This window comes from Lysinibacillus sp. NPDC096212 (genome assembly GCF_044763105.1).
Classification (GTDB): domain Bacteria; phylum Bacillota; class Bacilli; order Bacillales_A; family Planococcaceae; genus Lysinibacillus.
On the sequence record NZ_JBIWFQ010000008.1, the window covers coordinates 130,334 to 156,191 of the forward strand.

At 37.3% G+C, this 25,858-nt stretch carries 23 protein-coding genes; 16 read left to right on the forward strand and 7 right to left on the reverse strand.

What is annotated here, in order from left to right; genetic code table 11:
• Positions 1 to 93 precede the first annotated feature (93 nt).
• The 6 genes from murB (at position 94) to ACIQ7T_RS10580 (ending at position 7,871) form a co-directional block, all read left to right on the forward strand.
• Positions 94 to 1,008: a UDP-N-acetylmuramate dehydrogenase gene (gene murB / locus ACIQ7T_RS10555; RefSeq protein ID WP_370079993.1), complete on the forward strand. Its 915-nt coding sequence runs from the start codon at positions 94 to 96 to the stop codon at positions 1,006 to 1,008.
• 56 nt (positions 1,009 to 1,064) lie between these two features.
• Positions 1,065 to 1,820 (forward strand): exodeoxyribonuclease III, encoded by a 756-nt coding sequence (locus ACIQ7T_RS10560; protein ID WP_402870195.1) that lies wholly within the window; start codon positions 1,065 to 1,067, stop codon positions 1,818 to 1,820.
• 183 nt (positions 1,821 to 2,003) lie between these two features.
• Complete coding sequence (locus ACIQ7T_RS10565; protein WP_402870197.1) at positions 2,004 to 4,367, forward strand: penicillin acylase family protein; 2,364 nt, start codon at positions 2,004 to 2,006, stop codon at positions 4,365 to 4,367.
• Positions 4,368 to 4,923: 556 nt separating this feature from the next.
• A complete protein-coding gene (locus ACIQ7T_RS10570; RefSeq protein WP_370079987.1) occupies positions 4,924 to 5,295 on the forward strand; it encodes an ArsR/SmtB family transcription factor in 372 nt (123 codons plus the stop codon).
• Positions 5,276 to 7,402, forward strand: a complete 2,127-nt coding sequence (locus ACIQ7T_RS10575) for a heavy metal translocating P-type ATPase (protein WP_370079985.1) — start codon at positions 5,276 to 5,278, stop codon at positions 7,400 to 7,402. Before ACIQ7T_RS10570 ends, ACIQ7T_RS10575 begins: the two co-directional genes overlap by 20 nt.
• 169 nt (positions 7,403 to 7,571) lie before the next feature.
• Positions 7,572 to 7,871 carry a late competence development ComFB family protein gene (locus ACIQ7T_RS10580; RefSeq protein ID WP_370080102.1) on the forward strand — a complete coding sequence of 100 codons (300 nt, stop codon included), beginning with the start codon at positions 7,572 to 7,574 and terminating at the stop codon, positions 7,869 to 7,871.
• 463 nt (positions 7,872 to 8,334) lie between these two features.
• Here ACIQ7T_RS10580 and ACIQ7T_RS10585 read toward each other — a convergent pair whose 3' ends face one another.
• The gene (locus ACIQ7T_RS10585; protein WP_402870200.1) at positions 8,335 to 8,514 is read right to left on the reverse strand and encodes a hypothetical protein; all 180 of its coding nucleotides are present in this window, start codon (positions 8,512 to 8,514) and stop codon (positions 8,335 to 8,337) included.
• Positions 8,515 to 8,764: 250 nt separating this feature from the next.
• Here ACIQ7T_RS10585 and mntR point away from each other — a divergent pair, with 250 nt between their 5' ends.
• The 5 genes from mntR to ACIQ7T_RS10610 all read left to right on the forward strand — a co-directional run bounded on the left by mntR (position 8,765) and on the right by ACIQ7T_RS10610 (position 13,015).
• A complete protein-coding gene (gene mntR / locus ACIQ7T_RS10590; RefSeq protein ID WP_132361580.1) occupies positions 8,765 to 9,184 on the forward strand; it encodes a transcriptional regulator MntR in 420 nt (139 codons plus the stop codon).
• A 41-nt stretch (positions 9,185 to 9,225) separates the two neighbouring features.
• On the forward strand, positions 9,226 to 10,083 hold the full coding sequence (locus ACIQ7T_RS10595) for a CvfB family protein (protein WP_370079983.1): 858 nt from the start codon (positions 9,226 to 9,228) through the stop codon (positions 10,081 to 10,083).
• Between the two features lie 573 nt (positions 10,084 to 10,656).
• On the forward strand, positions 10,657 to 11,571 hold the full coding sequence (locus ACIQ7T_RS10600) for a DUF1002 domain-containing protein (protein WP_370079981.1): 915 nt from the start codon (positions 10,657 to 10,659) through the stop codon (positions 11,569 to 11,571).
• A 138-nt stretch (positions 11,572 to 11,709) separates the two neighbouring features.
• Positions 11,710 to 11,991 carry a GNAT family N-acetyltransferase gene (locus ACIQ7T_RS10605; RefSeq protein WP_370079979.1) on the forward strand — a complete coding sequence of 94 codons (282 nt, stop codon included), beginning with the start codon at positions 11,710 to 11,712 and terminating at the stop codon, positions 11,989 to 11,991.
• Between the two features lie 715 nt (positions 11,992 to 12,706).
• Complete coding sequence (locus ACIQ7T_RS10610) at positions 12,707 to 13,015, forward strand: hypothetical protein (protein ID WP_370079977.1); 309 nt, start codon at positions 12,707 to 12,709, stop codon at positions 13,013 to 13,015.
• Positions 13,016 to 13,028: 13 nt separating this feature from the next.
• Here ACIQ7T_RS10610 and ACIQ7T_RS10615 read toward each other — a convergent pair whose 3' ends face one another.
• The 3 genes from ACIQ7T_RS10615 to ACIQ7T_RS10625 all read right to left on the reverse strand — a co-directional run bounded on the left by ACIQ7T_RS10615 (position 13,029) and on the right by ACIQ7T_RS10625 (position 16,979).
• Entirely contained in the window at positions 13,029 to 14,174 is a 1,146-nt protein-coding gene (locus ACIQ7T_RS10615; RefSeq protein ID WP_402870204.1) for an MFS transporter, read from the reverse strand.
• A 120-nt stretch (positions 14,175 to 14,294) separates the two neighbouring features.
• The gene (gene scpC, locus ACIQ7T_RS10620) at positions 14,295 to 15,815 is read right to left on the reverse strand and encodes a succinyl-CoA:acetate CoA-transferase ScpC (RefSeq protein WP_370079973.1); all 1,521 of its coding nucleotides are present in this window, start codon (positions 15,813 to 15,815) and stop codon (positions 14,295 to 14,297) included.
• A gap of 513 nt (positions 15,816 to 16,328) precedes the next feature.
• Positions 16,329 to 16,979 (reverse strand): LytTR family DNA-binding domain-containing protein, encoded by a 651-nt coding sequence (locus ACIQ7T_RS10625; RefSeq protein ID WP_132361594.1) that lies wholly within the window; start codon positions 16,977 to 16,979, stop codon positions 16,329 to 16,331.
• 503 nt (positions 16,980 to 17,482) lie between these two features.
• Between ACIQ7T_RS10625 and ACIQ7T_RS10630 the strand changes: the two genes are divergently transcribed.
• The 4 genes from ACIQ7T_RS10630 (at position 17,483) to ACIQ7T_RS10645 (ending at position 20,872) form a co-directional block, all read left to right on the forward strand.
• Complete coding sequence (locus ACIQ7T_RS10630) at positions 17,483 to 18,277, forward strand: helix-turn-helix transcriptional regulator (protein WP_370079971.1); 795 nt, start codon at positions 17,483 to 17,485, stop codon at positions 18,275 to 18,277.
• A gap of 189 nt (positions 18,278 to 18,466) precedes the next feature.
• Positions 18,467 to 19,225 (forward strand): membrane protein insertase YidC, encoded by a 759-nt coding sequence (gene yidC / locus ACIQ7T_RS10635; RefSeq protein ID WP_370079969.1) that lies wholly within the window; start codon positions 18,467 to 18,469, stop codon positions 19,223 to 19,225.
• 58 nt (positions 19,226 to 19,283) lie between these two features.
• Positions 19,284 to 19,532 (forward strand): hypothetical protein, encoded by a 249-nt coding sequence (locus ACIQ7T_RS10640; RefSeq protein WP_402870209.1) that lies wholly within the window; start codon positions 19,284 to 19,286, stop codon positions 19,530 to 19,532.
• Positions 19,533 to 20,095: 563 nt separating this feature from the next.
• On the forward strand, positions 20,096 to 20,872 hold the full coding sequence (locus ACIQ7T_RS10645; RefSeq protein ID WP_370079967.1) for a M15 family metallopeptidase: 777 nt from the start codon (positions 20,096 to 20,098) through the stop codon (positions 20,870 to 20,872).
• A 56-nt stretch (positions 20,873 to 20,928) separates the two neighbouring features.
• Here ACIQ7T_RS10645 and cls read toward each other — a convergent pair whose 3' ends face one another.
• From cls to ACIQ7T_RS10660, 3 genes are all read right to left on the reverse strand, one after another.
• A complete protein-coding gene (cls, locus tag ACIQ7T_RS10650) occupies positions 20,929 to 22,386 on the reverse strand; it encodes a cardiolipin synthase (protein WP_402870212.1) in 1,458 nt (485 codons plus the stop codon).
• A gap of 187 nt (positions 22,387 to 22,573) precedes the next feature.
• Positions 22,574 to 23,365 (reverse strand): YwqG family protein, encoded by a 792-nt coding sequence (locus ACIQ7T_RS10655; RefSeq protein ID WP_402870214.1) that lies wholly within the window; start codon positions 23,363 to 23,365, stop codon positions 22,574 to 22,576.
• 458 nt (positions 23,366 to 23,823) lie between these two features.
• A complete protein-coding gene (locus tag ACIQ7T_RS10660) occupies positions 23,824 to 24,984 on the reverse strand; it encodes an MFS transporter (RefSeq protein ID WP_370079961.1) in 1,161 nt (386 codons plus the stop codon).
• Between the two features lie 695 nt (positions 24,985 to 25,679).
• On the opposite strand from ACIQ7T_RS10660, the gene ACIQ7T_RS10665 reads away from it, so the two are divergent.
• Entirely contained in the window at positions 25,680 to 25,817 is a 138-nt protein-coding gene (locus tag ACIQ7T_RS10665) for an Lmo0850 family protein (RefSeq protein ID WP_370079959.1), read from the forward strand.
• The last annotated feature ends 41 nt before the right edge of the window (positions 25,818 to 25,858 follow it).

Genomic DNA, 25,858 nt, shown 5'->3' on the forward strand with positions numbered 1-25,858 from the left:
AGAAAAAAATAACCTTCATTTTACTTGTCAAATTAGGGTTCTAAATCCATACTAGTGTAGAGTAAGAAGGACGTTAGAAAGGAATTAGCTCTCATGACAAAAGAACAATGGGTGGCGGATTTAGCAAAGAGCGTTAATCCGGCCAATATTAAGTTAGATGAATCATTGCAGCAATATACTATGACAAAATTAGGTGGTAAAGCGGATGTTTTCGTTCTCGTTGAAACAGAGGAAGAGGCAGCAACGGTTATTCGCTATGCCCATAAGAATAATATACCTTTATTAATGTTAGGTAATGGATCTAATATGGTCGTTCGTGATGGCGGTCATCGAGGGATCGTTGTTACATTTTCATTTTTAGATGAGATTCGCATTAATGGTGACCATGTTTACGCGCAAAGCGGTGCACTTATTAAGGATGTATCGAAACTGGCTGCGGCTGCATCTTTAACAGGTTTTGAATTTGCATGTGGTATCCCTGGCTCAGTTGGTGGAGCTATGGCAATGAATGCAGGTGCATATGGCGGTGAAATTAAGGATATTATTATTTCTTCGAAAGTATTAACAAAAGAAGGCGAAATTTTAATATTATCGAAAGATGAACTTGAACTTAGTTATCGACATAGTATCATTGCCAAGAAGGGGTATTATGTATTATCATCCGAATTTCAATTAGCAAAAGGTGTACAGGAAGAAATTGATGCGAAAATTGCTGATTTAACGTTTCAGCGAGAATCTAAGCAGCCGTTAGAATACCCATCTGCAGGAAGTGTTTTTAAGCGCCCACCAGGTTACTTTGCTGGCAAGCTTATTCAAGATAGTGGCTTACAAGGAAAAGGCGTAGGTGATGCAGAGGTATCAACGAAGCATGCAGGCTTTATTGTTAATAAAGGTAATGCAACGGCTACTGACTATATTGCAACAATCCAAATGGTACAACGAGTAGTTAAAGAAAAGTTTGGCATCGACTTAGAAACAGAAGTAAAAATCGTTGGTGACGAATTATAGGATACTACGCCCTTCGCTAATGGTGGAGGGCGTTTTTTTGAGGAGTGAAACAGAAAATGAAGTTTATATCATGGAATGTTAATGGGATTAGAGCCTGCTTAGGTAAAGGGTTTTTAGATTTCTTCAATCATGTAGATGCAGATTTTTTCTGTATTCAAGAAACAAAGTGTCAGGCTGAACAAGTGGAGATTTCACTTGAGGGATATGAGCAATATTGGAATTATGCAGAGAAGAAAGGTTATTCAGGTACAGCCATCTTTACAAAACATACCCCACTTGCAGTACGTTATGGTGTTGGTGACGATGAATCGCAGGAAGAGGGGAGAATTATTACACTAGAGTATGAAGATTTTTACTTAGTGAATGTTTATACTCCGAATTCACAGCGTGATTTAGCTAGACTACCTCTTCGTTTAAAATGGGAGGATCGATTAGCGTTATATTTAAAAGAGTTAGATTCTAAGAAACCTATAGTCTACTGCGGTGATTTAAACGTCGCACATATGGACATTGATTTAAAAAATGCGAAGTCTAATGTTGGTAATTCAGGTTTTACATATGAAGAACGTGAAAAAATGACGGAGCTATTGGCAAGTGGTTTTGTAGATTCATTCCGCTACATGTATCCAGATACAACAGATCACTATACATGGTGGTCTTATATGAATAAAGTACGCGAACGTAATATCGGATGGCGTATTGACTACTTTATTGTTTCTGAAAGACTAAAGAACAAAATTAATGTGGCAAGCATTCATTCACAAATTATGGGCAGTGATCATTGTCCAATTGAATTACAGCTTAATAACTAGTTTCTATGAAAAATCGTATTTTCTAAAAAGAAATACGATTTTTTTTTTTTTACTGCAACGCAATAAATAATCAATTATGCCTCAACATAATTGTGTCAGGAATCGGAAAGGATTTAAATTTCAAAACTTTTAAAAGGATTTGAAAGCGTGTAAAAGAATATATTGCAAAAAGGGGGTAGGGATGTGAGAAAGTTTACGTGGAAAAAGTGGCTACTGGCTATAGCGGGATTTTTAGCTGTAGTAGCTATTGTCGCATTTATTGGAATTACATGGTTTATGAATAAATCAAAACCAGTAATTGATGGAGAGCTTTCGTTGAGCGTGCTAGATGAAGATGTAACTGTCACAAGGGATGACAAGGGTATACCTCATATTTTTGCAAAGACAAATGCAGATTTGTATCGTGCACAAGGATATGTTCAAGCGCAAGATCGGCTGTTTCAAATGGATTTAGCGCGAAGACAAGCTAGTGGTCGTTTGTCGGAAATAATCGGTGAGGCAACTATTGATACTGACAAACATTTCCGAACGTTTAGCTTGCGTGATGCAGCTGAAAAATCATTATCTACCTATGATGCAGAAAGTAGACAGGTACTTGAATGGTTTGCAGATGGCGTCAATGCTTTTATTACACAGGCTAAGAAAAATAATACATTAAGCTATGAATTTGCTTTACTAGGCTACGAACCGGAGGAATGGTCCGTTGTAGACTCTCTTACTATTGGTAAATATATGGCCTATGACTTAGGGGGGAATTGGAATACGCTTGCGTTCCGTCATTGGGCTTTACAAAACTTTGGTGAAGAAAAAGCTAAAGAATTATTTATAAAGTATCCTAAAAACGCTTCATCTATTATCAAGGCAAATAAAGAAAATCCCGTAGCCGTGGCAGGGCATTTTAAGACAGAGCTGTTGCCAAATGAATTTAACGGCAGTAATAACTGGGTTGTATCGGGGAAAAAAACAAAAAACGGCACGCCAATTTTAGCAGATGATCCACATTTAGGATTGAGTACACCATCTATTTGGTATCAAATGCATCTGCAATCTCCTGAGCAAAATGTGAGTGGCGTAATCTTTGCAGGTGTCCCGGGCATTATTTTAGGTCACAACGATAACATTGCATGGGGTGTAACAAATGTTGGACCTGATGTACAGGATTTATATATTGAAATACCAAATCCGAATAATCCAACACAGTTCCGCTTTGATGGCAAGTGGGAGCAAGCAGAGGTGCGCAATGAACCGATAAAGGTAAAAGACGGAGAAACGGTAGATTTTAATGTCGTCGTCACACGTCACGGCCCAATCATGACAGATTTAGCTTTTAAAGATACTGAGCCTACAGCACAATTTTCGATGCAGTGGACGGCACTGCAACCGACGACAGAACTACGTGCAGTGTTAGGCTTTAATAAGTCAAAATCCTGGAGTGAATTTGAAAAAGCATTAGAGGATTTTAAGGCACCAGCTCAAAATTTCGTTTTTGCATCAAAGGATGGCACAATTGCGTATAAAGCGAATGGTCAAATTCCGATTCGAAAACAAGGGGACGGACAATTGCCGGTACCGGGTGATTCTAGTGACTATGGGTGGGATGGCTTTATCCCGTGGGATGAGCTTCCGACTGTAGTAAACCCAGATGAAGGCTTTATTGCAACAGCGAATAATGAAGTTATTGGGGAAGAATATCCTTATCATATAACAGATTTCTGGGCACAGCCTTATCGTTTTGAACGGATTAAGGAAATTTTAGCGGCGAATGACTCTTTAACAGTGGAAGACATGATGAATTTACAAATGGATCAGCATAACCTATATGCTCGTGAGTTTTTACCATATTTATTAACATCAATAAAAGCACAAGATCAGGATGGAAAATATAAAGATGTTATTAAGTTATTAGAGAATTGGGACATGGTAGATGCAAAGGATTCAGGGGCGCCATTAGTGTTCCATACATTAATGGAAAAATTACAGGAAGTGTTATTTAAGGATCAGATGCCAGAAGATATGTATGAATTAATGTATGGGAAGTTTAATATTACAGACCAACTTTTACGCACAGCTTATGCCGGTAAGAAGAGCATATGGATTGATGAACAGGGTGGAGTAGATGCAACAGTTTACAAGGCGTTAGAGCTCACTGTCGCACAAATAGAAAATCAATTCGGAAAAAACGTATCGAAATGGAAATGGGGTAACTTCCATCAGCTTACCTTTGACCATACATTAGGTAAAGCTTCGCCGATTCTTGCAGCATATTTTAATGCTAAAAAGGTTCCTATTGGTGGTTCAAAGGTTACTGTTCAGGCTGCTGATAATGACTTAGCTGGAAATGTTAATCATGGGGCATCATGGCGCTTTGTTGTTGATGTTGGTGATTTAAGTTCAGCCTATCATATCGTTGGTCCCGGACAGAGTGGACATGTAAAATCAGCTTGGTATCAAGATCAAGTAATGGATTGGGCTAATGGAGATTATCATCAAACGTTTGTGAGAAAAGAAGATATTAAAGGTAAAACGTTGCGATTAAAAGCACGGTAGGAAGAGAAGCTATAAGAATCTATAGGGTTTTATATTAAGAAAACATGGTTTCTCAGCAAAGCGAGGGGTTGATTTCCGTTTCGACTGAGCGCTTTGTTGCTGCCGCTTCGCTTTCGCACAGATAAAACATTTGCCGCTGACGCTTCGCTTTCGCGCAGAGCAGAGCTTCCTGGGGGCGTCCGATGAGCCGCTTGGGCCAACACGATGTTGGTCACGAAGGCGTTATCACAGGATGTGATGCTTTTAGCCTTCGTTCCTCTATCCGCTGATCCCCAAGGAGTCGCTCAGTCTCCACTTCAATCAACCTCTTAGCATGCCTTATTAAACTCCACTTTGTTTAATATGTCACCATAATTTCATTATCACAACAACATGCCAAAGTTATCACATTAAAGTGATAGCTTTTTTGCTTTTATATGCATGAGTAGTAATTTAAATAAAAACATTTTTAAATTTGTGATATAAATCATTTACATTCAAATAATCGTTTGAATATGATGGGATATTATGTTATATTGAAAACAATCAAACAAACATTTGAATGAGGTGAAGAAAAATGCCAAAAGAAGTATGTGAGATAACACATGTTCATGAAGAAGCTGTCATTAAGGTACAACAGCAAATGCCAGATCTATCAGGAGTAGCAAAATTTTTAAAGGCATTATCTGATGAAACAAGACTTAAAATTGCGTATGCCTTAACGGTCAAAGATGAATTGTGTGTTTGCGATGTTGCTTCCATTATCGGCTCTTCAGTAGCAACAGCATCGCATCATTTACGATATTTGAAAGATAATAATTTAGCGAAATCCTATCGTAAAGGAAAGCAAATGTACTACTCTTTAGCTGATGAGCATGTGTATCAAATTGTAACGATTGCCTACGAACATGTGAAAGAGGGGATTGCAAATGGCAGCGACACCAACTAAACAAGAATACAGGCTACAAAACTTATCCTGCGCCAGCTGTGCAGCAAAATTCGAAAAAAACGTGAAGGCTATTCCTGAGGTCCAGGATGCACAAGTGAATTTTGGTGCTTCTAAAATAATGGTTATTGGTAATATTGACGCTGATCAGCTTGAAGAAGCAGGTGCCTTCGACGGCATAAAAGTATCCCAATCAACAGTAAGAACAATTGAAAAATCAACACCTTTTTATCGAAAAACAGAAAATATATTAGCTGGAATCTCCTTGTTATTCATAGTGCTTGGATATGTGTTTGGAGCAATGCGTAGTGAAACTGAGCCACTAACTATTGGGATGTTTATTATCGCGATTCTAGTCGGGGGAATTGGAATTTTCAAAACGGGTTTCCGCAATCTAGCGCGCTTTGAATTTGATATGAAGACGCTGATGACCATTGCAGTAATCGGTGCAGCCATTATAGGAGAATGGGAAGAAGCGGCCGTTGTTGTCTTTTTATTTGCTGTAAGTGAAGCACTTGAAGCGTATTCAATGGATAAGGCGCGTCAATCAATTCGTCAGCTAATGGATATAGCTCCACCAACAGCAACGATAAAGCGAGCGCATGGCGAACATTTCCATGAGATGGAGCTGCCAACGGAGGAGATTGAGATTGGTGACATTTTAATCGTTAAACCTGGTCAGAAGATTGCAATGGACGGAATTGTAGTTAGTGGATTGTCAGCAGTGAACCAGGCAGCGATTACAGGTGAATCTATTCCGGTCAGTAAAACAGTGGATGACGAAGTATTTGCAGGAACATTAAATGAAGAAGGTGCCCTAGAGGTTCGTGTGACAAAGCGAGTAGAGGACACAACAATTGCAAAAATCATTCATCTTGTTGAAGAAGCCCAGGCAGAAAAAGCACCTTCGCAGCAATTCGTTGATCGCTTTGCGAAATACTACACGCCTGCAATTATGATTGTAGCTTTACTTGTAGCGGTTATCCCTCCTTTATTTATAGGTGATTGGCAACATTGGATTTACCAAGGATTAGCTGTCCTTGTTGTAGGTTGTCCATGTGCATTAGTCGTTTCTACACCAGTTGCTATTGTTACGGCAATCGGGAATGCTGCTAGACAAGGTGTTCTTATTAAAGGCGGAATTCATTTAGAGCAGCTTGGTCATATTGAAGCAATAGCATTTGATAAGACAGGAACACTTACAAAAGGTCAACCTGCTGTAACGGATATTTTTACATCGCAACAGATGTCTGAGGATTATGTTTTACAGCTAGTAGCGGCCGTTGAAAAGCAATCACAGCATCCATTAGCTAAAGCAATTTTACAGGCATTGCATGAGAAAAATTTAACAGAGCTTATACCAACAGACTTTCAATCCGTAACAGGAAAGGGTGCCTACGCAACGGTAGACGGTCAAATAATCTATGTAGGAAGCTTAAAATGGATTGCTACATTAACGACTGTTGATGAAATGATAAAAGAACAGGTTGAAAAACTTCAACAACAGGGTAAAACAGTTGTAGCAGCTGTTAGTAATGATCAGTTTATAGGCATGATTGGTATTGCTGATCAATTACGTCAAGAAAGTAAAGATGTCTTGAATAAATTAAATGGTTTAAAAGTGAAGCATAAAGTTATGCTAACAGGTGATGCAGAGCCAACAGCACAGGCAATTGCAACTTCTTTAAATATGACAGATGTGAGAGCAAGTTTATTACCAGCAGAAAAATTAATGGCCATTAAAGATTTACGTGCACAGTATGGTGCAGTAGCGATGGTAGGAGATGGTGTTAATGATGCACCTGCACTTGCCTCAGCCGATGTTGGTATTGCAATGGGAGGTGCTGGCACTGATGCAGCACTAGAAACTGCGGATATCGCATTAATGGGTGATGATTTAACAAAGCTTCCTTATACGATTGGCTTAAGTAGGAAAACATTACGCATCATTAAAGAGAACATTATATTTGCCTTAGCCCTAAAATTAGTTGCCTTGTTACTCGTTATCCCTGGATGGCTAACATTATGGATTGCGATCTTTGCAGATATGGGTGCTACGTTACTAGTTGTGTTTAACTCATTGCGATTAATCAAAACTAAGAAATGGTGAATAAGATATAATCTGGAGGAAGTTTGTAGGAAATTAAATCATTCTAAGGAGTTAGTAATATGTTTTGATATAGATGCTACTAGCGATTCTTGAAAAAAAGCTTCGTTAACGTTATTATGGTTTCAGGAATAATGTAACAATTAAATATAAATGAGGCGAAGGTTTGAATATGTCAGATCCTATTTTAGTAAATGTTACAGAGGAAATTGTGCGTGGTTTAGTAAGTTTTCTACTACGAGGACCGGAATATCAAACATTTTGTAAATGTGAAATCTGTGAACTTGACGCAGTGGCACTTACACTAAATGCATTGCCTAGCAAGTATGTTACATCTATGGAAACCCGAGATGAAGCATTTAGAATGATGAATACTCCTGAAAATATTGAACGAATCAATAAAGAGATTATTCATGCATTACATGTGGTAAATAAGCATCCTCGACATAAGGCAGAGCCAACTTCTATATGAAGTTGGCTTTTCATGTTTTTGAAAAACAAAATGGTCAAGGAAATCTTAGTGAATGATGTGATGCATTAAATGAGGGTGATTTCCGTTCCAGGCTGCTCGCTTTGCCGCTGACGCTTCGCTTTCGCGCAGAGCAGAGCCTCCTGTGGGCGAGCGTCGAGCCGCTTCCTCCGCTGCGCTCCTTGCAGGGTCTCACCTGTCTCGCTTTCCCACGGGAGTCGAGTATCCTTCCACTCCAATCAACAATAGTGTGGAGCTATTATAAATTTTATGCATTTCAAAAGTGAACGCTTTGGCTACTCATTATAATTGAACTGAATAGACTTATAACATTGACGAGTTTGTACATCTGATGTTGCCGCTGCCGCTTCGCTTTCACGCAGATAAAACCCTTTTGCTGCCGCTACACTTTCGCACTTAAAACATTTGTTGCTGAAGTTTCGTTTTATCGTTATAAATTAGAATGTCATGCTAGAAGATACATTCTAAGTGAAGTGGTTGATTGAAGTGGAGACTGGGCGACTCCTTGGGGATTAGCGATAGAGGAACGAAGGCTAAGAGCATCACATCCTGTGATAACGCCTTCGTGACCAACATCGTGTTGGCCCGAGACCCTGGAGCGAGCAACGCGAGTGAAGCGGCTCATCGGACGCCCCCAGGAAAGCGCCCAGTCGGAACGGAAATCAACCCCTCGCTTTGCCAAAGACAATACTTTATTTAAAGATACCTCAATTTCATTGACACAAATTTTCCAACTATACGGGAGCCAACATATGAAGTTGGTTCTTTTTAGGGTGCACATGTATTGTTTTTTTTGCATATGTATTTTCAGTTAACTTTTAAGGCAAGCTTGTAGTAAACTAGAGAGTAAGAAAAGGAAAGAGAGGGAAAAGGATATGCCAACACCTAGTATGGAGGACCATATCGAACAAATATACTTATTAATCACAAATAAAGGGTATGCTCGTGTGTCTGACATTGCTGAAGCATTATCTGTTCTTCCTTCTTCTGTTACGAAAATGGTTCAAAAATTAGATAAAGATGGTTATTTAGTTTATGAAAAATACCGTGGCCTTACATTGACGCCTAAAGGAGAAAAGCTTGGAAAACGTCTTGTACTGCGCCATGAGCTTCTAGAGCAATTTTTGCGAATCATTGGTGTAGATGAAGAGCGAATTTACGATGATGTAGAAGGAATTGAACATCATTTAAGTTGGAACTCAATCGATCGAATTGCGGATCTTGTGCAAGTAATGGAAGAAAATCCGGACATCGTTAAAAAACTAGAGGCATCTAGAACACATCATAATTTCTAAAGTTTTTGTGAAAATGATGTTAAGAGGGAAAGGAAGACAATATGAACGAATTAAAATCAGGTGAAGTTGTTACGTTAACTGTATTAGAACAACAAGCATCGAAATGGATCTTAACAAATGGAGTTGACGAACTGCCCTTAAATGCTTCAGAGGTAACAGAGCCACTTGCAATAGGTGACCGCCTTGAAGTATTTTTATTTGCGGATCGTCGTGGCGATTTAGCGGCTACAACAGCTATTCCAGCTTTCGTACAAGGGGAATATGGCTGGGCTCGTGTTCTAAAAGTAGTCGAGCGTGAAGGGGCTTTTGTAGATATCGGTACTTCACGTGAGGTGCTAGTAAAAGCTGAAGATTTACCTGCAATAATAGAACTTTGGCCAGCACCAGGCGACCATTTATTTATGACATTACGCACAGATCGCAATGGTGATTTATTTGGACGTTTAGCAACTGAAGAAAAAATTTCGGAATTATATGAAGGTGCATTTGAAGAACTGCACAATAAAAACATTAAGGCGCGTCCATATCGTTTATTACCAGTTGGCTCATTTTTATTAGGTGTGGAGATCCCGTACCGTATTTTTGTTCATGAGTCAGAGCGTAATGCAGAACCTCGTCTTGGACAAGATGTAGATGTTCGTATTATTGATGTAAAAGATGATGGTTCAATGAATGGTTCACTTTTACCACGTAAACATGAGCGTCTTTCAGATGATGCACAAAGAATTTTAAATTATCTACAAGAGGTAGGGGGCAAAATGCCATTTGGCGATAAATCCTCACCTGATGAAGTTCAAGAAATGTTTAAAATGAGTAAAGGTGCATTTAAACGAGCGTTAGGTACGCTTATGAAAGCTGGTAAGGTAAAACAGCAGGACGGTTGGACAGAGGAAATTTAACTTCTTTCAGCGAGTGTTTTTGTAGCGAAAGCGAAGTGACAGATACAAGTGTTTTCTGTAGCGAAAGCGAAGCGTCAGCTACAAGTGTTTTTGTTACTAAATGAAATTAAAGAAAATGACGAGAGCTGCTTTGAAACCTTCTCGTCTTTTTTTCGTACTAATTATTGCTTACCTTCTTTAGCGTGAGACCAAACATCCGCTGAAAAAAGGTATAGCCTCCGGCAGATGTCACGGATTCGGGAAGGAGCTCAATAAAGGATGTTAGCCTAAAAACATCGCATCCATGCGATAACAGCTAACTGACCTGCATCGGTAAAAACGCCACGTCCTGTGGCATTACCGAAATGACCGACATCGTGTCGGCCCTCGTGCAGGCCTAGGCGCAAAGCCGAATCCGGACGCATTGTTTATCTGTAGCGACAGCGGCAAATGTTTTCTGCGCGAAAGCGAAGCGACAGCGGCAAATGTTTTCTGCGCGAAAGCGAAGCGACAGCGGCAATTATGCCGAGGTATAATTGATTGGCAAACATTATACAGGCCAAATGAGTTTTCTAATGAAAGGGGTCACACAATTTGAAAAAAACGTGGATAAAAATACTAACGGCGACTATGTTAGTATTTGGCGTGATGGCACCAGCAACAAGTTTTGCAGCTGATAATACGCCACCTAAAGCAATTGATGAAAAGCTAGGAGCACCAATCGTCGTATACGGTGCAAACTTATCTGAGACTGAAAAAGAGTCTGTTAAAAAGTCATTAAAAGTGAACGAAGAGCCTGAAGTTGAAGAAATAACAGTTTCAGGTCAAGACTTAGCTAAATATATTAAAGATAGTAATTCAAGCTCTCGTATGTATTCTTCTGCCAAAATTACGCGCAAGAATGCAGGAGAAGGCTTAGTTATTGAAATTGTTACACCGTCAAATATTACACAGGTTACTTCTGAAATGTATGCAAATGCCATGCTAACTGCAGGTATTGAAGATGCAACAGTACAGGTGGCTGCGCCTAAGGCAGTAACAGGCCATTCAGCGCTTGTGGGAATATATAAAGCTTACGAAGTAACAACAGGTGAAAAGCTAGATACTGATCGTACAGATGTTGCAAATGATGAACTATCAGTAGCAACTACTCTTACGCAATCGGCAGGCGTGGACGATGCTAAGGTTGCGCAATTACTAACGGAAATCAAAAAAGAAATTGCAGACTCGAAGCCAGCAACTAAAGAAGAAGTTGAAAAGATTGTGCAAGAGCAATTAAACAAGCTTGAAATTAATTTAAGTGACAAGGACCGTCAATTGCTAGTTGATTTGATGAATAAAATTAGTAAACTAGACATTGATTTTGGTAAATGGTCTAAACAATTAGATGATATTAGCAGTACGATTAAAGATAAATTCGGATCACTAATGGAAGATAAAGGATTCTGGGAAAGTGTGAAAAATTTCTTTGCTAATTTAAAGGATACAATTGCGTCCTGGTTTAATTAATTCATAGAAAAGAATCTGCAACACTTTCTCTTGATTGCTAGAGGAAGGTAGCAGATTCTTTTATTTTTCAAGGGATGTACTTTTTTAAGTGCTACATAAAAAAAGCTGTGTTACTATGAAAAAAAGGAGTGGTGAGAAATGGAATTTCAATTACAACAGCTAGCAGAAAATAAGCTTGCTTTTGCCTATGAGCAAGAAGGGGAAAGATTAGCGGAAATTACATGGCAACAAAAGGGTCAAGTAATGGTAATGGATCACACATATGTATCAGATAAGCTCCGTGGCCAAGGTGTGGCAAAAAAATTGCTGGATCATGCTGCAGCTTATGCACGTGAGAAAGGCTATAAAATGGAAGCTGTTTGCTCGTATGTAGTTGCAGCATTTGAAAAGTCTAATGATTATAATGATGTAAAACAATAAAGTGAAACTTACTACCCGTTAATGCGGGATAAAAATAAGGCAATCTGCTTGGTAGAAAGCGGATTGCCTTTTAACTTCTTTCAGTAAATGTTTTTGTAAAACATTCGCTGAAAGAAGTTAAAGCTTCCAGCGGCAAATGTTTTCTGCGCGAAAGCAAAGCGATAGTAACAAATGTTTTATGTGCGAAAGCGAAGCAACAGCAACAATTATGCTGAGTCATAATTGATTTTTGCAAATCATCCATGCTACTCCTTACAGTAAAATACTATAAATTAATACTGTTAAGAAGCCTGCTCCACCTACTAATGAAGCCATGTCTACCCAATCATATACTGAGTCCAAATCTTTCATGATAATCACTCTCCAATTATTAGTGTTAATACATTATTTCCCTTTAAATGTCCTTTATAATCATAAATATTTACCATAACATGGGATTTAATTTAATTTCAATTGGGTACTTTAAATAACATTCCTTATTTTTGGTGATAAGCAAAAAATAGATACCTACAATGAAATTTAGTAGGAGGTTGATTAACTATGTCTGGGAACATACAGACTTACTATGATTTTGTTTATATGGTAGACGAAGGATTATAGATGATCTCTCTTTATATATATGCTGTAACGTATATAAAAATTATGTTTAGTCCTCAAATAATAAGGAAAAGATATATTATAGAGCCAGTTTCAATATTTTTGGGAGGGATTTATAATGGCAAAAGGAAAAAGAACAGGTGTTGTAATTGCGGGGTTAGCTGTAGCAGCATCTTATTTAAGTAAAAAAGAAAATCGTGATAAAGCATTAAGTATGTTTAATAGTACAAAATCTAAATTAGCATCTTATTTGAATACAACGAATATGGAGATGCACAAAGACATATCAAAGCGTATATCGACTGAAGTAGCGACAGAAGCTGGAACGTCTCCAACAAAAATAGCTTCAAACGAAATGGTTGCTGAAGGTGGGGGACATACAGGTATCAATTACTACAATGGAGAAATTCAGGAACAAGATAAATAATAACAAAACCTTCTCATTCAACGTGAGAAGGTCTTTTTTGTGTACATATAATGATCAATGCAAATACTAATAATACAATTCCAGTAAATATAAAGCCGCTGACAATACCTAGTGAGAGCCATCCGAGCAATGAGGAACCTAGGACGACTCCTAGTGAGAAGAAGGCATAAAAATAACCATAGGCTTTTCCGCGGATTTCAGCAGTCGTAGAGTCGATTAAAAGTGAATTGACTGATGGGAACAAGAAGCCAAACCCGATACCATAGCAGGCCATTGCAATATAAAGTAACGTACTTGAATCCGCCTGACTAATTAATAATTGACTGATCCCCATTAAACTTATACCTAGTGATAATGTTTTAATTGGTGCCACCCTATCGAAAATACGGTTAGTCGGCAAAATAAATACGAGTACAGCAATAATTCCGAATGTACTCATCAAAGTGCCACTTAAGCGTGAATCAAAGCCTAAAGATTGTACTTTTAGAGGAAGGAGATAGGCAATAACCCCTTGAGAAAACATTAAAAAGAATGCACTTGAGAAGGCTTTTAATGTACCTGTATTAGTAAAAAGTACATGAATAGGGATGTTTGTAATTGGCGCAGATTTTTCTATTTTTACTTGCTTTGATTTTAGTAAAAAGAAGGCGAGTACACTCAACAAGAGCATAAAGCTTGCTGTTATATTAAAAACGAATGGTACGCTAGTACGACTCGCTAAAATGCCACTAAATGCAGGGCCGATTATTGCGGCAATGCCAACAAAAGCTCCAGAGATAGCACTACCCTTACCTCTTTTCTCTTGTTCAGTTGCATTTGCTAAAAATGTGAATGCAGCAGGAACAATTAAGCCCGCAACTAATCCATGTGCAAAGCGGACTACTAATAGAACAATAGGATCTTCTACTAAATTATAAAGTGTAAGTGAAAGACCTGTTGTTAGTAGACCTAGGATTAAAATAACGAATGGTCCCTTACGATCCGTTAAAAAACCAGAGATAATATTACCAAATGTATTGGAAAGAGAATACATACCTACAGCCAATCCAGTAAAGAAGGCTGATGCCCCTAAGGATTCAGCATATGTACTCATGATAGGAAGCTGGGTAAATAGGTCGAAAAATGAAAAGAATATAATTAAATAGATAAGTTTCTTCATTGCTCCTCCGATGGAAAGTTATGTATTTAGTAAGATAGTCCAACACTGATTATACCATTCCCGAAAAAAAAGAACGCCTCATAAGTTTTTCAACTTATGAAGCGTTCCTGAAATATGAAATTAAGCTTTAGCAATTTCTTTTTTCATTGTTTTGTTTTTACCAAGGTTTACGTGCCAAGAAAGTGCTTCCTCTAAAATATGAGGTGTTTGATGGCCACCAGTTGCTTCTAGAGCACGGTTATAGTAATCCCAAAGTTGTTCTTTGTAATCTGGGTGTGCACAGTTTTCGATAATTAAAGGTACACGCTCTTGTGGCGCAAGACCACGTAAGTCAGCAATACCTTGCTCAGTTACGATTACATCAACATCATGTTCAGTGTGGTCAACGTGAGAAACCATTGGCACGATTGAAGAGATAGCGCCGCCTTTTGCGTATGATTTAGTAACGAAAATACCTAGACGTGCGTTACGTGCAAAGTCACCTGAACCACCGATACCGTTCATCATACGAGTACCTGATACGTGTGTTGAGTTTACGTTGCCATAGATATCTAATTCAAGAGCAGTGTTGATTGAGATTAGACCCAAACGACGGATAAGCTCTGGGTGGTTAGAAATTTCTTGTGGACGTAGGCAAATTTTATCAGCGTATTTCTCTAGATTGCCATATACTTTTTTCTGTAATTCTTCAGTCAGTGTAATTGAAGTAGCTGCTGCAAATTTAACTTTACCAGCATCAATTAAGTTGAATACTGCATCTTGAAGTACTTCAGAAGCAACAACTAAATCTTCAAATTCTGAATTTGCGAAGCCGTCAAGTACAGCGTTTGCAACAGAACCTACACCAGATTGTAATGGCATTAATTGTTTTGTTAAGCGACCAGCTTTAATTTCATCGCTGAAGAAATCTAATAAAATGTTCGCCATTGTTTGTGTTTCTTCATCTGGCGGAACGATTAATGAAGGAGCATCTGGCTCTTCAGAAATAACAATCGCTTTAATTTTAGCTGGATCTACTTTAATACCGATGTCACCAATGCGTTGCATAGCATCAGTCATTGGGATTGCTTCACGTTGACCTTGCTCACCTGGTACATAGATATCGTGGATACCAATTAAAGCTTCTGGATGAGAAATATTTAATTCGACAATAATATTTTCAGCATATTCAGCGAAGATTGGTGAGTTACCAACAGAGTTTGTTGGGATAATAAATCCATCTTCTGTAATAGCAACAGCTTCAAGGATTAAATATTTAATTGGTCCAATAATTCCTTGACGAACTAATTCAGCGTTATGTGAAAGATGTGCGTCTACATATAGGACATCACCAGAGTTAATTAAATTACGAATCTTAGCATCTCCTTGGAACGGTCCACGTTTGCGAATAACGCCAGCATCAGCTAAGTAATTATCAACTTCAGGTCCTAAAGAAGCCCCTGTATATACATCAATTTTGAATTTTTCGTTTTTAGCGCGCTCTACTAATGCCATAGGAACAACTTTTGCGTCCCCCGCACGAGTGAATCCACTCATACCAACTACATCACCGTTAGAAATCAGTGCTGCAGCTTCATCAGCAGTAACAATTTTACTTTCAAGTTCTTTTAAGCCTAGGCGTTTTTGAACATTTGCATCCATTAAAAAATCCTCCCCTAAAAAGTTTGATGGAAACCGATTACAAAACTAGAAAAAACGTGTAAGAATTTTCTGTTTATTCAGTTGTAGTATGACTCCAACCATTTGAATAATACTATCACCAAATTGTCACAAAAACTTTAGAAATAGCATTAAATTGAGTAAAAAGAGGAAAAATGAGCATAAAAACGAATTTTCGACAGAGAAAACGTTTTAATGTAGAGCTACAAAGGAAATTTTCTAAAAATAAAAGATTAAATAACATACTGGGGGGTGATTTTCGTTCCAACTGTGCGCTTTGTTGCTGACGCTTCGCTTTCGCACAGATAAAACAATTGTAGCTGCCGCTTTGCTTTCGCTACAGAAAACATTTGCCGCTGACGCTTCGCTTTCGCGCAGAGCAGAGCTTCCTGGGTGCGTCTGATGAGCTTTAACGTGTCATCCTAAACTGTTGGTGATGTGCAGTAAGAAAAAAGTACAGCGAACAATTAAAATTGCTCGCTGTACTTTACAAAATTAGAAACCTAAAGAACGACGGAAGTAACTTGCATAGCGTTGGCTAACAGGAATACGGGTACCGTCTTTCATGATTAATAAAAACGTTGAATGTGAATCTGGTTGAATTTCATCAATGTAGTCAATGTTAACGATATAAGAGCGGTGACAACGTATAAATGAGTCAGGGGCTAAAAATAGCTCAAGATCACTTAGGTTTAAGCGGTGATATCCTTCACGACTCATTGTTTTAACAAATGTTTTTCGGAGCTGTGTTTCAAGATAAATAACCTGGTCATGCTTGATTGGGTACCAACAATCGTCAATTTTGATTGTAATGTAGTTCGTTAAAAATGCTGACGGCTTTTGTGGGAAGATCGCAGTGATAGCACCCTTAGTTTCACCTTCCTCCATTAAAGGAATACTCATGCCGTAATATGCTACTCCAAATACATCAGGCTCAATGTAAGAGCTAATCTTTTGTCCGTAGTTTAACGCTTTATGAGCTGCAGAACCTTCTTTAATTGGGTCGCCAGGTTTGATTTTTAAATCAACTTTTTTGCTCGGTTGGTAGTACAAGTACTCGTTTGTATCGGAAATTGCAATGGAAGTATTCTCAGGGAAGAATTCCTTAATAATCTCCATAATTTCTTCTATTTGTTTTGGTTCCAATTTTAACACCTCGTCTAAACTTTTAAAAATAGTATTATCATCTATTTTACTACATATTCGTATAAATTATATAGAGAAGATTTCGGAATAAAAAAGAGAAATGTCGATTGATGAAATATAAAGTTGTAAAATCCATTACATAATTTGTAACAAATTTTAAATAATTACTAATTCATTTTGGTATGTATATGGTAAAATCTAAATGTAGGTAAATAAGTTTACGAGGTTTCTACTATGTATATATGATAAATTAGAACTAGTGCAAGAGACAAAATGTGGTTGAAAGGAAATCGCAGAATATGGTAAAATTCACTGTATAGTCTATTTTTTTTTGTAACTAGTGGTTTAGTTGGGTTATTTTTAAGTTATATTCAATTATATAATTGTGAAATATGACTCAATTCATACAATTATTAAGGAAATACTATTTTCTTATATGAAATAGATATGTGTCAAAAAATGTAAAAGCAACTCGTGCAATCTGAAGAAAGATGGGGAAGATTATGCAACTACATCAACATTCTATATCAGAAACGATATCCAAAAGATACTTTCAAGAAATCGATAGTATTAATCAATACATCGGTATAGAAGAATTTTTTAATATTGAGTCGAAATTAATATTTGAAATTTACCATTTAGAATCGGCAAAGGCTAAAAAATCTTTGCATGAATTAATTGATATTCTTTCAATACGTTTTGGCAAACAAGTCATTAAAATTGTTCGAAGTTATTTTTCTGTTTTGTCGTCAATTGTTGCTCGTAAATTGCTAGACAATCAAGTTCCTTCGAAGAAAGCATTTGCTTTTAACATTGCTTGTAATGATATGATCGAAAATCAAATGAAAGACGCAGAATTTTTACAATTTGCTGATGATTTAATCGATTTCTTTGTCTATTTTATTGCAGATCGCAAGCAACCGACTTTCCGTCACCAGACAGTTAATAAAGTAATTATGTATATAAATGATGAATTGGAAAATGACTTAACAGTGGAAAGCATCGCAAATAACTTCCATATTAGTACTAGTCACTTATCGCGTATTTTTAGAGAACATGTTGGTATTACACTAGTTGAATATCTAAATGTTCGTCGAGTAGAAGAGTCACAGTACTATCTTAGACACACTAATAAAAGTATTACTTCTATTTCAGATCAATTCCATTTCTGTAACCAAAGTTATTTTACCCGCATCTTTAAAAAATATACTGGGGTAACGCCCAAACATTTCCGAGATGAACTACATCACGAGTTTTATCGTTTTGAGATGGCGGAATCAGAGTTTCAAAACGTCTAAAGCTAGAAGTATATCTAGTATTATTCACAAAGGGTTATAAATAAGATTAATAAATAGATGCGGACACATTAGCGATGCTAAAGCTCGCATCTTTTTTATGTTATGGAATTAGTAGCACTTGCTATTTGATAAAGATAGGCCAGATAATGTATACTTCATTTTAGTTGATAAATAATAGTAGGTGGAAAAATGAAAAATTTGAAGCTATTTTCAATGCTTGGACTCGCCGTTTTTGTTCTTAGTGGCTGTCAAGCTGTGCAAAACAAAGAAGGTTTTTTCTATAGTATCTTTGTAAAACCAATGGAATTTTTATTAGAATTTTTCGGTAACACTATGTTTTCAGGTAGCTATGGTTTAGCAATCATTGCTATTACAGTTCTTATTCGTTTAGTCTTAATGCCGATTATGTTAAAAAATTACCGTTCGCAGCAAAAGATGAAAATGAAAATGGATGCGTTTAAGCCTGAAATGGAAGCTGTTCAGAAAAAGATGAAGGAAGCAAAGACAAAAGAAGAGCAAACGAAGTATCAACAAGAAATGATGGCATTATATCAAAAACATGGTATCAATCCACTTAACATGGGCTGTTTACCAATGTTAATTCAAATGCCAATTATCATGGGTCTTTATTTCTCCATTTTATATTCTACAGACGTGAAAGCACACGAATTTTTATGGTTTAGCTTAGGTTCACCTGATATCGCTATGACAATTGTCGCGGGTCTTGTATATTTAGTTCAAGCACGTGTATCATTATGGACAGTACCAGAGCAACAAAAAGCACAAATGAAAATGTTTATTTATATTTCACCAATTATGATTGTCTTTATCTCGATGACATCTATGGCAGCCCTACCACTTTACTGGTCAGTCAGCGGTGCGTTGTTGATTATTCAAACATATATCGGTCGAAAATTTTATTCGGAGCATCCGGAAAAAGTAAACTAATAAAATAATTTTTGTCGAGGCGCCTATGTAGCCTCGATTTTTTTAGGAGGACAGCAAGATGAACATAAAGTTGCTATCATCTATTCTCGTCGCGATTTTTAGTATTGCGGCTATCGTATTTATTATCATGGGTAATTTTAATTTTGCAGTATTGGCAATGACTATTATGTTTGCCGTATCGAATGGTTTTAGGGCAAAAAGTTTTAAAGAACAAGGTTATGTAAAAGAGGCAAAATGGATGAAGTGCATGGCAATCTTTTTCTCAATTGCTTCTATAGTAGTGCTTATTATTATTCTCACAGACTAACAGATTAATTTTAAAATCATTGGTGAAAATCTACACCCTAAATTGTGAACAGTGCTAAAATGAGACTATACCAATATAGTGGATCATCACCAAAACGTGTGGTTGATTTCCGTTCCGACTGGGCGCTTTGTCGCTGACGCTTCGCTTTCGCGCAGATAAAACATTTGTTGCTGTCACTTCGCTTTCGCACAGATAAAACATTTGTTGCTGTCACTTCGCTTTCGCACAGAGCAAAGCTTCCTGGGGCGTCCGATGAGCCGCTTGGGGCCACAGGATGTTGATCACGAAGGCGTTATCACAGGAAGTGGCTTTTAGCCTTAGTTCCTCTATGTGCTCGCTCCAGGGTCTCATTTGTGACGCTAATCCCCAAGGAGTCGCCCAGTCTCCACTCCAATCAACTTATTCACATAGTAGACGTTTTAACAAAAGTATCCATAACTTTGGGTGATGAACCAATATAGTACAAAATAGTATCGGTACTTACTAGGACTGTTCTTTCTAAATTCTTTGAAAGAGGATCCTTACTATGTAGTACTGGATAACTTTAAAAGGGGTAAAAAATAGTGAAAAAGAAACGTTTACCACTCATCCTTGGTGCTGTAATCTCAGTGGCGCTTATTGTCTCTATTTTCGTAGTGTATAACTATAAAAATAAACAGGTAAGTAATGCATCAGATGAAGAAGAACAACAAACAGCAGAACCAACTAAAAAAGATGCACCTGCAAAAGAAGAGCCGAAAAAAACAACAGATAATCCTGTGAAGCCAGAGCAGAAGACAGATGAAAATGGCTATGTACCAAATCAAACATTACCAACCGAGCCGACATATATTAAGGGGATTTTATTAGCGAATAAAATATATCCGCTACCATCTACCTTTGCGCCTGAAGAAAATCCTGAGGCACGTCAAGCTCTAAACAAAATGTTTGCTGCAGCAAAACAACAAGGTTTTGATTTAGTTGCATTTAGTGGCTATCGATCTTTTGAATATCAAACAACATTATATAATAACTATGCTAAACGTGATGGGCAAGCTGCTGCTGATCGCTATAGTGCTCGACCGGGTTATTCAGAACATCAAACAGGTTTGGCCTTTGATATAGGGGAAAGCGGCAAAGATAGTTTATGGTTAACTGAAGAATTCGGTGAAACACCAGCTGGACAATGGTTATTTACGCATGCTCAAGATTACGGCTTTATTTTACGATTCCCCCAAAATAAAGAAGACATCACAGGTTATATGTATGAGTCATGGCACTATCGTTATGTTGGTGTAGACATAGCAAAAGACATTAAAAAACAAAATATTACGCTAGAAGAATATTTAGGTGTGAAATAAAAAAGGGAAGAGAGTTGTTCATCATTAATGAACTAGCTCTCTTCCTTTTCTACATTCTACAAGATAGGTGTTAATAAACGTGAAACTGATTCTTTAAATTTAATCAGTGTAGAACGATTTTTGTACATTTCCCAAGTTAATTCAGTACAATCAAAAATATCCTTTTCAAACAGCTCAGCAAGCTGATGTGAAATCGTTGAGTCATAGATAAATGCATTAACTTCAAAATTTAAACTGAAACTTCGTACGTCAAGGTTTGCAGTTCCGACTGTAGATGCTTCATCGTCAATAATAATTGCTTTAGCATGAATAAAGCCCTTTTCATAAATATAAACTTTTGCTCCTGCACGCAATAATTGTCCTACGTATGAGTATGTAGCCCAATAAACAAACATATGATCAGGCTTATTCGGAATCATGATCCTTACATCTATACCTGAAAGCGTCGCAATTTTAATAGCTTCTAAAAAACTAACATCGGGTATGAAATATGGCGTTTGGATATATATATATTTTTTCGCCATATTAATAAGCTTTAAATAACCAATTTTAATTTGTTCCCATTCAGAGTCAGGGCCGCTAGACACGATTTGTAAGCCTACATCACCTTTTTTTGGAATAGCAGGGAAGTAACGGTCCGAATAACCCATTTTCTGTTGTGCGCAAGCTTGATTCCAATCAAGTAAAAAGCGTGTTTGTAATGGATGTACCGCACTACCTTCAATACGTAAATGTGTATCTCGCCAATAGCCAAATTTCTTTTGTAGACCAAGGTACTCATCCCCGACATTAAAGCCCCCGATATAACCAATCCGGCCATCAATCACAACAATTTTTCGGTGATTTCTAAAATTTAAACGAGGGTTTATAAGTGGAAAAATAGATGGGAAAAATACTTCGATTTCACCGCCTGCATTAAGCAATTCCTTGAAATGGCGCTTTTTAATGTTGCGTGAGCCCATTTCATCATATAAGATTCTTACCTTAACCCCTTGCTTTGCTTTTTTTATAAGTTTATCAATAATGCGTGTACCTAAGTCATCTAGACGGAAAATATAATATTGAATGTGAATATGATCTTTTGCTACCTCAATATCTTTCAGAAGTTGCTCAAATTTATTTGCACCATCATCAAAAATATCAATGTGGTTGTCCTGCGTTAAAACTGCATTATTTGTTTTAAGATGCATATAAATCATTTCTTTATAATTTTCCGCATTTTCTATACGAAACTCGAATGTGTCGTTTCGGATCGCTTCTGTCTGATAACTAATGAGGTTATCGATACCAATATCCTTGCGTCCTTCCCAACGGAATAAATGCTTTCTCCGTAATTGTCGTCCGAATAGCAAGTATAAAATAAACCCACCTAATGGAATGAAAAATAGTACGAGAATCCATGCCCATGTAGAAGTGGCATCTTTACGCTCTAAAAAAATTATGACCATTGCTGCTAAAATATTGATAAACATAATGAAAGATACTAGAAATCCAAAGTCTGTAAAAATACTCATTCCTACACCTGCCTTTTCTACATTTTTCACAATATATCTAGTATAGCTTACTTTATATGTGGAAAGAAGATACGAAATTTGTTAGTACGCATGGAAAAGGATTACCTCCGAAACTAACGAGGTAATCCAAAATCAATTTCGCCTTTCGTAATTGTTGTAAGCGACCGCTACATTTGTCGAATAAGGATCAATAATGCTCCCATTGAAATAAAATATCAGAAAAATCCCTTTGAAGAAGCTTTTCTCTGTTAATGAAAAACTTCCCAACGCCACTATCTGCCCACATTATACCAATTTCATCATTAGAGTCAATTTGGAGTAGCAATACATCATATCGTTTAAGAAGCTGCGATTCGTGACGGATATCTTCCTCTAAAAAATAGGCATAACCACCGATTTTAGCTCCAGCCCCTAAGAAGTGCTGTAGATAAATTTCTCGTAAATCAACATCTTGTGATGAAGGTATTAAGTTTGGTAAACAATGTATCGCGCGATAATCTAAAGCAGATACAGGTTCTTGGATAGGTTGGAATTGTAATGCTAACTCCTGGTGAATAGGGAACCTGTCATCTGCTGTTTGTACTAAAAACTCCTGTTTAGGGACTGTCGCTTCAAAATTTACAGTAGGATAAAAACGTATTTTATAAAATTGCTGGAAAATATCCTCGTGATAATGATCAACATTCACGAAAATATTAGATGAAATAAAAAATTGTAAAATACCCTGAGATGGGAAATCCTTTAGTGGTGGCATTTCTGCAAAGTTAATTTGAGCTAATAGCCGCATAGGCTCACCTGTAATATCTTTCGGATATGTTTGGGAATAGGGTAAGTAAGGTTCCCCAGCAAATTTACTTTCCGTTAACGTAGTTGATCGTTTATATGGTGTGATAATCATTGCTGAAAGTAGTGTATCTTCAATTTCAAAACGAAACGATTCTAGCTCTTTTGGAAGAAAAAGATTTGTTGTTTTGTTCATGCGGGGCCCTCCGATATTCTGCTTTACATTCTTTCGGCAAATGTCTTTTGTACCGAAAGCGTAGCGTCAGGTACAGAAGTCTCCCACCTCTATAGGTGGTAAATGAATGCAGTTTTAAGTCACTTTTCAACAGGTGTCCAAATCATCCGCTGAAATAGAGGAACTTAGTCTAAGAACGCCACGTCCTGTGGTAACGACTGAGTGACCAACATCTTGCCGCTGCCGCTTCGCTTTTGCACAGATAAAACCCTTTTGCTGTCACTACGCTTTCGCGCAAAATACATTTGTTGGCCCAAAGCCTCCGGTGGATGTCACGGAAATCGGAAAGGAGTTCTTTGCGTAAGCACAAAGCCGATTCCAGACGCAATTATGCTGAGGCATAATTGATGGATCCAATATCCCTTGTTGTGTTCTATAAACTTCGAATTACTATTAAGTTACGGCTTTTTATCAACAAATTATTCAAGTCGTAAAGATTTATTTGATGCTTTAAAAATAAATATTAAACTTATTGAAACGACGGCTATTGCTGCTGAAGTATAATAGCCTAAACTAGATTGCATTGTAAATAGCCAAGTGAAGAATAGTGGACCTAGAATGCGTCCTAGGTTATCCATTGAATAGGAAAGACCTGCAGCAGTCCCGTATTGACCACCAGATTCTTTAGTTGAAAGAGATACGACGCATGTTCTTGCGAGCGCATTTCCTGCTGTGAAAACACAAAGGGCAAAGCCTGCCATAAATAAGTTAGCTGTTAAAGTGAATAAAAGCATACCCATAGCTGTGACAATTTGTGCACCTATTAACCAAGTTGTCTCGCTTCCATTTTTAATACGTCTAACAACACCGCCTTGAATAGCTGCATCTACAAAGCCACTAAACATAAACAAATAACCAATTTGTAACGGTGTAATTTGAATTCGATCAATTTGGAATAACTGGAACGTTGCTTCTACTCCAGCCAGCATAAAAGTCACTAAAAATGAGAACATAAATAAATATCGCACACGGTACTGCAACATTTTGGCCGCACCCTTTGGCACAATGGCACGTTTATTTGTATCTTTTCGTTTTGTAGGTTCTTTTAAAACGAAACTTGCATAAATAAATAATAGTGCAATTAGTGTTGCAGAAGCGATAAATGGTAGTTGCAGGCTATAGTGTCCGAGCATACCGCCAATTGCAGGACCAAAAATAAAACCGAGCCCGATGGACATACCCATGAAACCCATATATTTATTGCGATCCTCCTCACTCGACATATCTCCTACAAAGCCTGTCACAGATGTGTATAGTGCACCTGAGAATAAACCACCCACAACACGTGAGAAGTACAACATTGCTAAATTATCAATAAATAAAGAGAAAATAACAAAACTTAAGCTAAAACCAACTAGGCCTATTAATATAAGTCGCTTACGACCTACCTTATCGGACAGCATACCCCAAAATGGTGCAGTGAAAAAACTTGCAAGCGAGTACACTGTAAGTAGGCCACCTACGTGTAGTTCATCCCAATTTTGCTGAACTACAACCTCGGGTAAGACCGGTATAATAATTCCAAATCCTAGGTAGACGAGGAATTGAACAGACATTAATAATAAAATTGCCTTTTTCATATAGTACCCTGCTTTCATACGATATTTTAGTATGTATATTCTACCTCTCTTGTTATTGTTATTACAAGAAAGCGGAAGTCAAAACAATTTATGTTTAATGGCTCATTACTAAAAGTAGGGGATGACATTTGCTAAAACGTTAATGCTTGGAGACTTCCCGGGGACAATGCAGTAGAGAAAAGAGGTTAAAACAATGTATAAAAAACTGCAGACTGTTAACAATGAATTATATTGATACTAAAAATTTAATAACGAGTTTAAAGTAACTAAATGGACTCACTCCATTTTTAATTTTTTGTATCGATTGTCGCATAGTGTATTAATTTATCTCTGGGGTATACTACTAGAGGGTATGTCAGTATTTTAATTTTTTATGTTTAACTTTTGCTGTTTAATGGTAAATAAGTTTATAGGAATGACATTTATTAACACGTTATAGTTGATTGGAGTGGAGACTGGAGCGTCAGCACAAAGCGCCCAGCCGGAACGGAAATCAACTTCACGCTTTGATGATGAGATGGTAAATAGTATGTTAAGGAAAAATTTACATTGTAACAAAAATGAAAAATTTTAAAGCGAAGTTAAATGGTATGATAGAAAGAGATTAACTCGTCAGACATCATACGCTTGCAAAAACGAAACTTTTTTGGAAATAAAACGTTATATAAATTCGAGGAAAGATTGAGGTGGAATGTATGAAAAAAGAAGTAGATTTGAAAAAGATTGTTTCGAATTTATCTAAGTTGGGTGTAAAAGCCACTGTAACAAAGTCTCGACTTGAACTTTTAAAAGTGCTCACACCACCAACGCAAACACCGCAAGTTCAAGCTTAACTCGTTTTACAAATAAGAATGGGTAGTCTCTGTAATTGAGA